This is a genomic window from Paraburkholderia sediminicola, assembly GCF_902859805.1.
GTDB lineage: Bacteria > Pseudomonadota > Gammaproteobacteria > Burkholderiales > Burkholderiaceae > Paraburkholderia > Paraburkholderia sediminicola.
In genome coordinates this window covers 352,150-366,170 of sequence record NZ_CADIKC010000007.1, presented here as the reverse complement: position 1 = coordinate 366,170, position 14,021 = coordinate 352,150, and the positions used below count along the sequence as shown (strand labels likewise).

Below are 14,021 nucleotides of genomic sequence, written 5' to 3'. Positions count from 1 at the left end.
GCGCGTGAAGTGCGGTATGGCACAGCCGCTATTGACGATTCGAACCCCAATGAAACCACATAAGCGTTGTGTAAATACACTCATAGCGCCGCGCCCGTCGCGACACCGTATCATCGTGCCCTTGGACCATCACCGTCGAACTCCATGCCTGTCGCCGTCCTGCCCCGCTTTGCCGCACGCCTGGCCGCCCACGTTGCTGCACGCTTGCCGCACGCCCGCCGTGCCGCCACGCTATGCGCCGCGCTCGCAGCCGCCGCTACCTTCGCCGCCTGCAGCAATCCATCGCCGACCCGCGAGGTCCATGCGAGCGTCGACACGGTCGCGCTGTTCCCGATCGCCAATTACGACCAGAACGTCGATCACTGGCTCGAACCGGACAGCCCCGGCTACGACCGGCCGTTCCTGAGTCCCGCGGATCAGCAGGCGCACTTCAGCGCCCTCTACGCGCGCTATTTCGGCACCGGCACTACCGCGCCGTCGCCGTGGAATTCCGCTTACGTGGCGATGCGCGTCTATCGCCAGCAAGGCGCGGACATTGTCGCGCTGCAGCAGCGCCGCATCGACAAGTTCGATAACACCGGCAAGAGCGGCGCGGCGCTCGGCTATGGCGAAAATTTCCGTCCGCACGACAAGGCGTGGATCGACGCCATCGCGCAAAACATGGACGTCGGCCAGTTCACGCAGGCGGCCGTCTACCAGCCTGAACACCGCGCGATCGCCACCGGCAACCTGATGGTGCGCGAACTGCCGACCACAGACCCGTCGTTCTACGATCACCACCTTGCCGGCGAAGGCTATCCGTTCGACAACCTGCAGATCTCGGCCGTACGTCCAGGCACGCCGCTGTATGTGCTGGGCAGCAGCGTCGACGGCGCGTGGCGCTACGTGCAGACACCCGACGTGCAAGGCTGGGTGCGCACAGAAGGCGTCGGCCTGACCGACGACACCTTCGTCGACACGTGGCGCGCGGCCACCGCGAAGTCGCTGGGCGCCGTGATAGTCGCCTCGGCGCCGGTGCGCGATAGCCGCGGCGTGTTCCGCTTCGACGCGCCCGCCGGCACGCTGCTGCCGCTCGCTCCAGACAACGCCATGCGGCCGGCGGCACAGGCAAATAAACCCGCGAGCGAAGCCGCCGACGCCCCCGCCTCCCGCAAACTCTTTGTCCCGGCCCGCGATGTGGACGGCCGCGCGATCATCCGCACCGCCCAACTGAGCGATACGCAGATCGCCCCGATGCCGCTTGCCGCCACTCCGCGGCATCTGGCAATGCTGATGAAAACGCTGATCGGCCGGCCGTACGGCTGGGGCAATAGCGGCCTTTACAACGACTGCTCGTCGGAACTGCAAAGCATCTTCGCGGCGTTCGGCGTGTGGCTGCCGCGCCATTCGTCGACGCAGATGAGCGCCGGGCGCATGATCGATCTGTCCGCGTCGACGCCGGCGCAACGGCTCGACTACCTCGCCCAGCACGGTGAACCGTTGCGCACGCTGATTTACATCGGCGGCCATGTGATGCTGTACATCGGCAACACGACCCGCAACGGCATGGCCGTGCCGGTGGTCTACCAGGACGTGTGGGGCTTGCGGCCGGCCGACAATAGCCGGCGCGCGGTGATCGGCGGCTCGGTGATCCTGCCGCTGTTCGAGCACATCCCGGAAGACGCGACCTTGCAATCGCTCGCGGCGACGCCGACGTTCCAGATCAGCATTCTCGGCGCGCCGGAGGGCACGGCGACGCCTTCCACACCCTCCTCACCCGCTGCGCCGTCAGACGAAGACAATCCGGCCGGCTGACGCACCACATCACACCGCGCCGCACCACACCGCACGGGCGTGCTTAAAAATATTTTTCCCGGAGTGTCGATTCAACAGCGACTCACTCGTCGTAACGTTGAAGGCCTGGCTTACGCAGCCGGTCTTTCAACTCACGAACCTGTTAATTCAAGGAGTCGCCGTCATGTCCAGCCCCGCTGTCAAACCGATCCCGGACGGGATGCACTCGCTTACTCCGTATCTGATTTGCGCCAACGCCGCGGAAGCCATCGCGTTCTACACCAAGGCTTTCAACGCCGTCGAGCAATACCGCCTGCCCGGGCCGGGCGGCAAAGTGATGCACGCCTGCCTGAAGATCGGCGACTCCATGCTGATGCTGACCGACGAATGGCCCGACCACCACGCACTGGGCCCGAACTCGCTGAAAGGCACGCCGGTCACGATTCATCATTACGTGGAAGACGTCGACGCCAGTTTCAAGCAGGCTGTCGATGCCGGCGCGACCGTCGCCATGCCGCTTGCCGATATGTTCTGGGGGGACCGCTACGGCCAGTTAAAAGACCCGTTCGGCCACAGCTGGTCGCTCGCCACGCACAAGCGCGACCTGACGCCGGAACAGATTCAGGAAGGCATGCAGGGGATGCAAGGCGCGGAGTGCGGCTCGTAATAAGTCGCCGCCCTTCGATCTTTGATAGGATCGGTCTCGACCCATAAACGGCGGGACATGAACGGTGCGCGTCAACCATCAGGCTTTCTTCTGCTCGCTGTTTGTCGCGCGTCTTGCCGATCAGGTCCTGCTGTTCCTCGTCCCTCTCGTCGTGTTTCAGACGACGCACCAGGTCTCGTGGTCAGGTCTCGCGTTTTTTATCGAAACCTTGCCGCGCTACCTGGTCTTTCCTTTCTTCGGCGCCTTGTGCGACCGCATTTCGCCGCTCAAGTTGATGCGCGTGAGCCAGACCGTACGGGCACTGGTGTGTTTCGGCGGCGTGCTGGCGTATGCATTGTTTGGCGGCATCGGCTGGTTGATCGCGCTATCGGCGTTGTGCGGTGTACTCACGAGCCAGGGATTGGTCGCACGCGAAGTGATGCTGCCGCAAATCTTCAGCACGCAGCAATTCCAGCGTGTCCTCGCCTACTCGCAGTTGGCCGACCAGCTGGGTTTCGTACTCGGCCCGATGCTGGCCGCAGTGCTGCTCGGCTTGTGGCGCTGGGAATGGGTGGTCGGTGCAACGGGCGTGCTGTTTCTGCTTGCCGATGGAGCACTGCTGCTGTGGCAACGCACCAGCGGTTTTCGCGCCGGCGATCCACCTCCCGCTGCGCCGGGTCACTGGACGATGCCCCTGCGCATCGCGCTGCGCCATGTGCTGATGCTGCCTGGTCTGAAAAAAGTCGTGCTGCTCGCCGCTGCCGAAAACCTCGTGATCGGCGTGACGCTCGCGACATCCGCCGCGATGGTGACCGGCTTTCACGCGCAATCGAACCGCTACTATGCCGGCCTGCAAACCGCTGGCGCCGTGGCGACGGTGCTGATTCTCCTGACAATCGCACGTAACGCCTGGCCCGCGCAGACACTCGGCCGCGTCGCGTTCATTTCAATCTGTGCCGGCGGCGTGATCGCCGGTGCGAGTGCGGCGCCCTGGGGCTATGCGCTCGGCTTCCTGCTGATTGTCGGCTTCGACAAGATGTTCAATCTCTTCATCCGCAGCGCGCGGCAGAAAATCATTCCGCCCGAGGACTACGGCAAGACGACTGGCGTGGTGATCTTGTTGAACAACATGACGCAACCACTCGCCGGTTTGCTGGTCGGCGTGTTTTCGGCACGGGCACAAACCGGCTTGCTGATCGTGACGCTTTCGGTCGCGATGGGCTGCATCGGCGTGGCGGTGTCGATCGGCTCTGCGCTGTTGCGACGCAAGCGCGCGCTCGCGCTTGGCGAATGACGCCACGCACGCGCTGACTGAAAGCAATAATTAACATTGCGTGACATTCACATCGGCCGCAGCTTAATCGCGTGAATTTCAATTAAGCCAATTTGCATTCAGCGAGAAATTCGACACGCATAAACATGCATCTACGACTCAATAAAACATCAAAAAATATTCAAATTTTTTAGAAAAAACTACCTGAATTAGGTATTTTCCCGAACTCGCACATAGAAATAATTTCCTGATTCATCAAATCTCCCGAGCCGCTCCACACCGCCCGCTCCAGATATTTCCAATGAATTTCCTGCCGCAACAATTTGTATTACGAAGAAAGTCTGGTGTAGACTTAATTTCATCAATTGCGATGGTCATTGCATAACACAATTACGTCCCATTGAAATATCCGGCTATTAGATCGACGATCTGGTCAGTGAAATTTCAAACTGCCAACACAATTGGAAAATCCGCGTCCTGTCGGTTTGCGAGGTCTCATGATGAAACAAAAACTGCTGTCGTCCAGCCTCATCGTCGCCTTGATGTTCGGTTTGCCTCTACAGCTCGCGCGCGCCGCCACCTATTCGAACGGCACCGCCGTCACCACCTTCACCGTCACGCTCACGTTGAACGCCAACTGCTCGATCAGCGCCAACCCGCTGAACTTCGGCAGCAACGGTGTGCTCGGCACCGCGATCAACCAGCAGACCACGGTCGCCGTAACCTGCACCAACACCACGCCGTACAACGTCGGGCTCGACGCCGGCACGGTCACCGGCTCCACCGTAACGAGCCGCTTGATGGCCGGCACGGCCACCGGCAATACCGCCACTACGGTCGGGTTCCAGTTGTATCAGGACGCAGGCCATACAACCCTGTGGGGCAACACGCAGGGCACCAACACAGCCAGCGGCACCGGCACTGGCTCGGCGCAATCGATTGTCGTGTACGGCCAGGTGCCGGCGCAGACTACTCCGAAACCTGACACCTATCAGACCACCATCACTGCCACGGTCTACTTTTGATACGGTCAGTAAGGACGCGATCCGCAAGGGCGTGGTCTGCAAGCACGCACGTCGCGAGCGCCATAAACGGACCGCTTCGCCTGCTGACGGCAAGCGCATTCGCATGGTGTCTGACGGCGCCACTCGCGCAAGCCGCAACGCTGCAAATTTCGCCGGTGATGGTCGACATGTCCGCGGATGCCAACGCAACCGGCATCACGTTAAAGAACCCCGGCGAGAAGCCGCTGTTCGGCCAGGTCCGCGTGTTCCGCTGGGATCAGGCAAGCGGCGAAGACACGCTCACGCCCACTCAGGATCTGGTCGCAAGCCCACCGCTGATCCAGATCGGCGCGCATGCCGATCAGCTGGTGCGGCTGGTGCGCACGACTCCGCAGCCCTCGAATGCGGAACAGGGCTACCGCGTGCTGATCGACGAGTTGCCCGAACCCGATGCCGCGCCCACCAACGGCGTGACGATCCGTTTGCGCTACTCGGTGCCGGTGTTCGTCGAACCTCCCGTCGACATCGGTCAGCCGAAACTGGGCTGGCATCTGTCGCGCGGCGTAGAAGGCTGGATGCTGCGCGTCGACAACGCGGGCAAAAAGCGCGCGCAGATCGCCGCCGTGCAATTGATCGACAACACAGGAAACGCCTACGTGATCAACAAAGGCCTGCTTGGCTACGCGCTGGCCGGCCGCGAACGCCACTGGCCGGTCACGCTGCCGGACAACGCCGCCCACAACGGTCCGCTGAAGGTACGCGCCTCAGTCAATTCGCTGCCGGTTGAGGCGACGGTGAATGTCGAGTGAACACACGAGGGTTCAGGAGCTGAAACAGGGGCTAACACAGGAGCTAACACAGGTGCTGACGACAGGCACGCAAGGTTCGTCATGATCGCGCCAGGGTCGCTGGGAACACACACGATGCACCGCCACGCAATCAATGAGAAAGACACGACGGCGAATACGCCATGGATGGAGACTGCATGCCGTCACGCTCGCGGCGACGCTGAACTTGCTGAGCGTGAATCGGGCAGGCGCGCAAGCGACGGCTCCGCCGCCGGCCCCCGGCCAGGCCTCCGCCGAACGCATCGCGGCGAAGACCGCGCCGGACTCCGCGACAGGCCGTGATCTATATCTGGAAGTCATGCTCAACGGCCAGCGCACCTCGTTGATCGCGCACTTTCGCGACGTCGGCGGCCGGCTCAGCGCCACCGGGAAGGACCTGCGCGAAGTCGGCATCGACACCGACAAGCTCGGCGCCGCCGACACCGCCTCGATCGAACTCGACCAGATCCCGGGCCTGCGCTACGAATACGACGCGTCGCTCCAGACCGTCGATCTGCAGGTGCCCGACGCGATCCGCAAGCCGTACACGTTCGACACGCGCGAGTTGGCGCAAACGCCAAACGCCGCCGCGTCGCGCGGCTTTCTGATCAACTACGACGCGTTCGCGCAAACGGACACCAACGCGCAGTTCGCCCTATGGAGCGAGGAGCGCTACTTCGATCCGTCCGGTGTGCTGAGCAATACCGGTATCGCGTATCTATACCGCGATCTGCACCGCTATGTGCGCTACGACACCGCGTGGAGCACCTCGAATCCGGCCACGCTCAGCACCACGCAATTCGGCGACACCATTTCATCGTCGCTCGACTGGAGCCGTTCGATCCGTATCGGCGGCTTCCAGTGGCGCAGCAACTTTGCGCTGCGCCCCGACCTCGTGACGTTTCCGGTGCCGGCGCTCTCGGGCACGGCCGTCGTGCCGTCGGCGGTGGACCTGTACATCAACAACGTGCGGCAATTCAGCGGCAATGTGCCGAGCGGGCCGTTCATCGTCAACAACGTGCCGGGCATCACCGGCGCGGGCGTGGCGACGGTCATTACGCACGACGCGCTCGGCCGCACTATTTCGACTTCGCTGCCGCTGTACGTAGATACGCGCATGCTGGCCGCGGGCCTGTCGAGCTATTCGTTCGAAGCGGGGTTCCTGCGCCGCGCGTACGGCATCGATTCGTTTTCCTACGATCCGCGCCCGGCGGTCAGCGCCACCGCGCGGCGCGGCATGAGCGACACGCTGACACTCGAAGGACATGCGGAGGCCACCGGCGGCCTCGTCAATGCGGGTGCCGGTGCGCTGGTGCGCATGGGCATGGCCGGTGTGATCAACGGCTCGTTGTCGGCGAGCGCCGGCAAGTTGACCGGCACCCAGCTCGGTCTCGGTTATCAGCTGATCGAACCGCATTTCTCGATCGATGCGCAGACGCTGCGCGCCTACGGCAACTACGGCGATCTGGCCGCGCGCGACGGCACGCCGGTGCCCACCGCCACCGACCGTGTGACGCTGGCGCTGCCCTTCTTCAGTCGCCAGACCGTGTCGGTCAGCTATATCGGCTACCGTTTTCCGGGCATTCCCGCCTCGCGGATCGGCTCGCTCTCGTACACGCTGAACTTCGGCAATCTGGCATCGCTCACGCTCAGCACGTACAAGGACTTTCTGCAGCACAACGCGCAAGGCGTATTTCTGACCGCGAGCTTCGGCCTCGGCAACAACACCGCGATCAATGCCAGTGTCGGCCGTCAGAATGGCCAGTCGACTTACAACCTCAATGCGCAGCGCCCGCCCGACTATGCCGGCGGATGGGGTTGGGGCGTGCAGGCGGGCGGCTCGGGCGCGGTGCCATACCGTCAGGCGCAGGCGCAGTATCTCGGCAACTACGGCGAAGTGACGGCGCTCGCGCAGGACGTCGACCGGCATGCGAATGCCTCGCTCGACTTAACCGGCGCGATCGTGCTGATGGATCGCAGCATCCAGCCGGCGCGGCGTATCGACGACGGCTTCGCGCTGGTGTCCACCGACGGCGTCGCGGGCGTGCCGGTGCTGCACGAAAACCGCGTGATCGGCACGACCGACCGCAACGGTCATCTGCTGATACCGGACCTGAACGCGTACCAGCACAACCAGGTCGCGATCGACAGCATGAACCTGCCCGCCGATGCGCGCATCGCAACGACCTCCATGGATCTCGTGCCGAAGTCGCTCACGGGTGTGCTGGCGAATTTTCGCGTGACACGTTACAGCGCCGCTTCGGTGATTCTGCGCGGCGCGGATGGCAAGCTCCTGCCGCCGGGCACGCGCGTGCATCATGTCGAAAGCGGGGGCGATACGATCGTCGGCTACGACGGCCTGACCTTCATCGAGAATCTGCAGCGCGACAATCATCTCGAGATCGACACCGGCGCCACCCATTGCAGCGTCGAGTTCGCCTACCAGCGTCCGGCCGACGGCTCGCTGCCGACGCTCGGACCGTTGACCTGCGGCAGCCCGGCCGCTGCCGGCGCGGCGGCGACGCGGTGAGACGGCTCGTCCTGCTCCTCGCCCTATGCGCGCTGCTCGGCGTGTTACCGCAGCGTGCGAGTGCGCAAACCTGTACGGCGAGCCCATCGGCATTGAGCTTCGGCAACGTCAGTCCGATCGGCTTGAACGCGGTGGCCGCGACCGGCACCGTCGGCATTTCGTGCACGTGGCCTGCAATTACGCTGACGCCGAGCGTGCAGGTGTGTCTGAACATGGGCGGCACGACCCCGCGCGCGCTGACGATCGGCGCCAACCAGTTGCAATACAACCTGTATCAGGACGCCGCGCATTCGCTCCCGTGGGGTTCGACCACGCTCGGCACCACACCGATATCGGTGATCCTCAACAAGCCGGTGACCGGCAATACCGCGACGACATCGGTCAATTTCTACGGCCAGATCACCGCCAATCAGCCAACCGTGCCCACGACCGGCAACGCCAGCACCACGTACTCGCAGACCTTGAGTCAGACTTCGCTCAACTATGGTTTCTTCCTGCTGCTCGCGCCAGGCTGCGCCGCGCTGACGACGAGCGCCGGCAGCTTCGGCTTCACGGCCAGCGCGACGGTGGTGAACAACTGCCTGATCAGCGCGACCAACGTTGCTTTCACATCGACGGGCGTGCTGAGTTCGGCGTTGAACGCGAGCGGCGCGATCACGGCGCGTTGCACGAACGGCGACGCATATCAGATCGCGCTCAGCAGCGGGTTGAGCGGCAGCGTCGCAGCACGCCAGATGCAGCGCGCGGGCGGTGGCGGCGCGGTGAACTACCAGCTTTACACGGATGCTGCCCACACGAGCGCATGGGGCGACGGCACGGCGGGCACAACGATGGCAACGGGCACGGGCAGTGGCAATGCGGTGTCGATCACGGTGTACGGCCGCGTGCCGGCGCAGACAACGCCGATGCCCGGCAACTACAGCGACACGATTACCGCGACAATCAGTTTTTGATTGTTGGACGCTCGCTCTGCCGGCAGTGGGATCGCACGCGTAACGGGCGAAGGGCGAAGGGCGAAGGGCAAAGCGCGATTTCTAGAAGTTGATCGTCCAGATCGTTTGCCGGGCGCCGCCGTGGGTGGCGACGAATTGCACTGGCTGCGCCTGATTTCGCGTTGTTTCGTCTGGCGCGGCGGGGTCGAATGCGACCTGCGATATCTGGAACGGCGCCCCGTGCAGGCAGGAAACCGCCGGTTGATTCGCGACGGTGATCGCCGCGTCCACCGACTGGATGACGCAGGTTTCCTGCACGGTCAGACTGACCGGGATCGAAGCCAGCTCCGTTGGCCATGCGGTTGACGCTGGCGCTGCCAGCAGGATTGCCACTAACGTGGTGGCTGTGTTGCGGGGCATCATATGGGTCCGGAATCGGCTCGCGGCGCGAGTAGCGATTCCGGTTTTTACGGCATTTCACGCGAAAAACTTTAAGCCTTTTTTGGCCTTTTGGGGTCTGTTTTGGCCTTTACCGGCAGCAGAATCTATATCGCCTGACAGACAACATCGAACTTCATTAGCTGTGTCGCGCCAAACGCATTGCTGATCGCGACGTCAGCCGCATCTCTTCCCCGAGCCATCAAAACGCGCCCCGTACGCGGCACATTATTCCGCGGATCGAAGGTCTGCCAGCAGCCCCCAACATACGCTTCGAACCACGCGGCAAAATCCATCGTCGCGTAGGGCGGCGGCGTGCCGACATCGCTGATATAGCCCGTGCAATAGCGTGCCGGGATATTCATCGCGCGGCACAGCGCCACGGCCAGATGCGCGAAATCCCGGCACACGCCCTTTCTCTCCTGCCATGCCTGCCACGCGGTCTTGGTCGGCCGCGCGAAATCGTAGCCAAACACAATGTGTTCATGCACGTAGTTGCAGATCGCATCCACACGACCGCGTCCGAGCGGCATCTTGCCGAAGGTCTGCCACGCAAATTCGGATAGCAAATCAGTTTCGCAATACCGGCTGCCCAGCAGAAACACCAGCGTATCGTCAGGCAATGCCTCTACCGGATGCTGCTCGGTCAGCGGCGGCCGCCGCTCAGGCTCGGACGACACCTCGAGCACCGCGCTCGTCGAAAACGCTATCAACCCCTGTGGCGCCACGATCCGGCTGCACAAATTGCCGAAGCCGTCGCGATACTGGCTGATCGGCACCGGCGGATTGACCGCCAGCAAATCCGGGCTCAGCACTTCCTTCGCGTGCGAATAGTGCGTGTTCAACATCAGCATCATCGGCGTCGGTTGCACACACTCATAGACCAGCTCGTAGCCAACGCGCAATTTCATCGCGACGCCCTCTTCCAGTTGAAACGTTCAGTTGACGCGTCCGGTGAGCAACCTGAGTTGACACTCCCAGCTAACACGTTCGATTTGTACGAGCCATTCATCCGGCTCGCCTCTCACTTACCTTCGGTCACGCTCACATCGACCTGCAAACCGCGAAACGAATGCGGCGCGCCATGCCATGTACCCCACAACGGCAACGCCTGGTAGTAGTTCCACGCCACCGCCACCCGAATCAGATGGCGATTGCCGACGATGCTATTGGTCGGATCGAAATCGACCCAGCCGGCGCCCGGCAGATAGATTTGCAGCCACGCATGCGTCGCACCGCCGCCTTGCACCGCGTCTTGCTCGGGTAGGTCGGGCACGAACAGATAACCGCTCACAAAGCGCGCCGCGAGGCCGAGCGAGCGCACCGCGTCCATCATCAGCACGGCAAAATCGCGGCAACTGCCGCTACGGTTGCGCAAGGTGTCACCAGGACGGTGCACGCCCTTCTCCGTGCGGCGCACATAGAAAAACGTGCTTTTTATGTCGAGTGTCATCGCGCGCAGCAACGCCATCGTGCCGCCGGTGCCGCTCTTGCCACCCGCACCGCCGCTGCCCGGCACGGGAACGAAGCGCCGCGCCCACTCATCGACGTCGCGGTCGGGATACTGGCGGCTGCGCGCGTTCACGAGATCGGACGCTTCCTCGTTCGTGTACGCGAACGGCCAGTTCACCGCGTACGGTTCAAGCGCGTAGTCAGGCATGGGCGTTTCGAAGTGTTCGAGCGTCGCCTCGCTGTCGAAGCGCAATTCACTCGCCCTGCCCGTGAAACTCGCGACCGCCACGGAGTTGTCGAACACGTCGTGCAGCCAGTGCAGCCGCGACGGAGTCGGCGTAATCACCAGGCGGTTCGTGACGAGGCGCAGGTCGTGGCTGGCGCGCGGGCGGAACATCATCCGGTGTTCGCCGAACCGGACAGGTTCCGAGTAACGGTAGACGCTGACATGACGCACCGTGAAACGCTGTGGCTCAGTCATCTGACGGGCCGATAGATGCAACTGGATTCGTCCTGAGCATCACGTTCACGCTGGTAAAACCTGCTGCCGCAGCAGGCGCTGGCGCCCGGCACGGTTTGATCCTGAAAGAGCCACGAACAAGGTTCAGCGTGGTGAGGTGCTGTCATCGACAAGCTTTCGCTTTGAGCATACACCCGCCATATTGGTTGAAATCACTCATTTGACGGCAGCGCCGTCGTTGTATACACGGTGGCGTCACGGACGGCATGTCATTGAGATAGCCTGAGATGCGTTGCCAATAGCTACAATCTCCCGCTCCACTGATCTCACGAAGAGCCTTCATGCGAGTCGCCGTCATTAGCGCCTACTATAAAGAGCCGCGTCACGTCTTACGAAAATGTCACGAAAGCGCCATTACGCAAGCAGCTGAAGTGACCCACTTTATGGTCGCCGATGGATTCCCTGACTCCGACGTTGATAGCTGGCCCGGTGTAGTGCACATCAAGATTCCTAATCACGCCGACTACGGGGATACACCTCGCGGCGTAGGTGCCGCTTGCGCGGCGGCGAATGGATTTGATGCGATCTGTTTTCTCGACGCCGACAACTGGTATGAACCAAACCATGTCGAAACGATGCGCATGATCATCGAGGAAACGGGTGCGCAGGTAGTCACGGCAGCTCGAAATATCTTCACTGCCGACGGCCGTATGCTTGGCGTCTGCAAGGAATCCAACGGGGTCGATTTCAACGACACCAACTGTTTTTTCCTTACTCGCTCCGCCTTTCCCGCATGCGCGGCGTGGCTATTCAAGGACCCGCGCGAAAGCATCAGCGGCGACAGGGTATTCTGGAGAGCCGTGCAAGCCGGTGGCTACCTTCATTTCCACTCCACCGCGCCAACCGTCAACTACGTGAGCACGCTCGCATCTCACTACGAGATGTTCGGAGAAATTCCGCCCGACGACTCAAAGGTCATTGCAAAACTGCCGGGCCACGAGCATTTTCAGATGGTTAGTTACGCGCAATATAAGGCGATGGGTGGAGCATCCGGCCGGTGATGTGATGGCAGTCGTTTGTACACAAAATCATGTGTGGCAGCTTGCGCAGCGCGGCCGTCCGCTTCGCCTTGGCGCCATGACCAAACGTCGGTCGGTCATGGCGCACAACATCCGATCAACTACTCTTCTGATGACTAGTCAATTGGGTGCTGCGTGACGTTTAAACGCTTCTTAACCTCAGGCCGCCCCTCCGCGATCACGTTAAGCATTGCAACGCCGAGCTGTCGCGCTAATTCATCGTCGAATTCGAACTCTTCGTCATCCACAAAGAATGGTACTTCCATACACTCGACCAAAAGCGGAGTCACCCTAGCTGACTCAACAACTTGCATGATCAACTGTTGTGGATTTTCGACGTAGGTGACAACCATTGAATACGGCGGACGTTTAAGCATCAATACCCCCTGCATTGTTGATATCTGTCAAAAGCGTTCGCCAAGCATAGGGCCCAGTTTCGCTTCCCTCTTGGCCCGGCCAGGAGACGGCATTCATCTCTGTCGTTTTCATACTGAGCATAGCACTTGCCCTCATGAGACTCCTACCACCGCATTTAACGATTCCACCGTCACCGCTGCCCCCCTTGAACAGGCTGCTGTAGAGCGTCGCCCTCTTCGCGGAACTGGTCAGATCCGGCACAAGCACCGGGTAAGGAACCTGCGCCTGATCGCTCAGCATCAGTTCCGTTGTCTCGCCCCATGCTGGAACTATAGCGCTCAGCTCACTACCAAAGAGTTTCCCCACCGGCTCGGCTTTCCACGCCATATAACATTCAACGCACATATCGGGAACGAAGACCCCGGCCTCGGCCTTGATTCCCGTGAGCATTGGCGGTGGCGCAACCGGGTCATTGCCCAACTCCCAGTTAGTGAGCCACACGCCTAGCTCAGCGTCACTGATCGGCTGTCACCTCCCCCCTAGCGTGCCAACGCACCGTGCTCTCCACCTTACCGCTTATCAGGCTTCAGCAATCAAACTGGTGCGGGTATGAGAATGTCAAGGAATACAAACAGAATGGTCAGCACAAGGGCAGAACTCGTGATAACCCACCCCTTGTATCCCCGGGTAAAAAAAGCAAACACGGGCAAGACAACCAGGGCGACGTTGATCGCGCCCCATGTCGAGATCAACGGAGCCTTCCAGAAGTAAAGCGTTTGACACAGTGATTCAAAATAGTACGCGCTGATGGCAAACAACGCCCAACGACCGTTACTTCGGAAGATACTCCGATGGTCTTCGTCAACACGCAACTCGTGCAAAGGCAAAATCAAGGCAGCCGCAATAAACAGGAGCAGCGGCGAAGAGATAAACAACAGAAAGATTGGGAACGTCCACTCCTTGATGATCGTCCGCAAATCGGATAGTCCCCACCATAGCTCAAGCTCTAGCAGAAAAATGCAGATCGCCCAAACCACAGACCTCAAATCGGGGGCTGCATTGGCTCGGGAGCGAAACGCCGCAATCATTCCAGAAAGGATTCGCGTCACACTTAAGCCAACGACCATGCCGATAGCGACAATTGCCCATTGAAATTGCGAAATATTCAAGCTTCGATCTCTGATATGTGCTGGATCACCAATCTATCATCCAACCGTTTTCCAATTGTTATCAAACTGTCGCAGGACCAT

At 61.3% G+C, this 14,021-nt stretch carries 14 protein-coding genes; 8 read left to right on the top strand and 6 right to left on the bottom strand.

Going from position 1 to position 14,021, the window contains the following annotated elements:
- Positions 1–144 precede the first annotated feature (144 nt).
- From R8871_RS24725 to R8871_RS24695, 7 genes are all read left to right on the top strand, one after another.
- Positions 145–1,794: an SH3 domain-containing C40 family peptidase gene (locus R8871_RS24725; RefSeq protein WP_175052819.1), complete on the top strand. Its 1,650-nt coding sequence runs from the start codon at positions 145–147 to the stop codon at positions 1,792–1,794.
- A 163-nt stretch (positions 1,795–1,957) separates the two neighbouring features.
- Complete coding sequence (locus R8871_RS24720) at positions 1,958–2,440, top strand: VOC family protein (protein ID WP_175052818.1); 483 nt, start codon at positions 1,958–1,960, stop codon at positions 2,438–2,440.
- Between the two features lie 64 nt (positions 2,441–2,504).
- On the top strand, positions 2,505–3,713 hold the full coding sequence (locus tag R8871_RS24715) for an MFS transporter (protein WP_175052817.1): 1,209 nt from the start codon (positions 2,505–2,507) through the stop codon (positions 3,711–3,713).
- 521 nt (positions 3,714–4,234) lie between these two features.
- Positions 4,235–4,717 carry a Csu type fimbrial protein gene (locus tag R8871_RS24710; protein ID WP_093639731.1) on the top strand — a complete coding sequence of 161 codons (483 nt, stop codon included), beginning with the start codon at positions 4,235–4,237 and terminating at the stop codon, positions 4,715–4,717.
- 83 nt (positions 4,718–4,800) lie between these two features.
- Entirely contained in the window at positions 4,801–5,505 is a 705-nt protein-coding gene (locus tag R8871_RS24705; protein ID WP_407673199.1) for a fimbrial biogenesis chaperone, read from the top strand.
- A 133-nt stretch (positions 5,506–5,638) separates the two neighbouring features.
- Positions 5,639–8,053 (top strand): fimbria/pilus outer membrane usher protein, encoded by a 2,415-nt coding sequence (locus R8871_RS24700; protein ID WP_175052816.1) that lies wholly within the window; start codon positions 5,639–5,641, stop codon positions 8,051–8,053.
- Positions 8,050–9,006, top strand: coding sequence for a Csu type fimbrial protein (locus R8871_RS24695; protein ID WP_175052815.1), 957 nt, complete (start codon positions 8,050–8,052; stop codon positions 9,004–9,006). Before R8871_RS24700 ends, R8871_RS24695 begins: the two co-directional genes overlap by 4 nt.
- Positions 9,007–9,087: 81 nt before the next feature.
- Here R8871_RS24695 and R8871_RS24690 read toward each other — a convergent pair whose 3' ends face one another.
- From R8871_RS24690 to R8871_RS24680, 3 genes are all read right to left on the bottom strand, one after another.
- Positions 9,088–9,405, bottom strand: coding sequence for a hypothetical protein (locus R8871_RS24690; protein ID WP_175052814.1), 318 nt, complete (start codon positions 9,403–9,405; stop codon positions 9,088–9,090).
- Between the two features lie 125 nt (positions 9,406–9,530).
- Positions 9,531–10,334: a transglutaminase-like domain-containing protein gene (locus R8871_RS24685; protein WP_175052813.1), complete on the bottom strand. Its 804-nt coding sequence runs from the start codon at positions 10,332–10,334 to the stop codon at positions 9,531–9,533.
- Between the two features lie 113 nt (positions 10,335–10,447).
- Positions 10,448–11,356 carry a transglutaminase family protein gene (locus R8871_RS24680; protein WP_175052812.1) on the bottom strand — a complete coding sequence of 303 codons (909 nt, stop codon included), beginning with the start codon at positions 11,354–11,356 and terminating at the stop codon, positions 10,448–10,450.
- Between the two features lie 320 nt (positions 11,357–11,676).
- On the opposite strand from R8871_RS24680, the gene R8871_RS24675 reads away from it, so the two are divergent.
- Positions 11,677–12,396 carry a glycosyltransferase family A protein gene (locus R8871_RS24675; RefSeq protein WP_175052811.1) on the top strand — a complete coding sequence of 240 codons (720 nt, stop codon included), beginning with the start codon at positions 11,677–11,679 and terminating at the stop codon, positions 12,394–12,396.
- A gap of 134 nt (positions 12,397–12,530) precedes the next feature.
- Here R8871_RS24675 and R8871_RS24670 read toward each other — a convergent pair whose 3' ends face one another.
- From R8871_RS24670 to R8871_RS24660, 3 genes are all read right to left on the bottom strand, one after another.
- A complete protein-coding gene (locus tag R8871_RS24670) occupies positions 12,531–12,791 on the bottom strand; it encodes a hypothetical protein (RefSeq protein WP_246287689.1) in 261 nt (86 codons plus the stop codon).
- The gene (locus tag R8871_RS24665; RefSeq protein ID WP_175052809.1) at positions 12,784–13,272 is read right to left on the bottom strand and encodes a hypothetical protein; all 489 of its coding nucleotides are present in this window, start codon (positions 13,270–13,272) and stop codon (positions 12,784–12,786) included. Before R8871_RS24665 ends, R8871_RS24670 begins: the two co-directional genes overlap by 8 nt.
- A gap of 92 nt (positions 13,273–13,364) precedes the next feature.
- Positions 13,365–13,940, bottom strand: coding sequence for a hypothetical protein (locus tag R8871_RS24660; protein ID WP_175052808.1), 576 nt, complete (start codon positions 13,938–13,940; stop codon positions 13,365–13,367).
- Positions 13,941–14,021 lie beyond the last annotated feature (81 nt).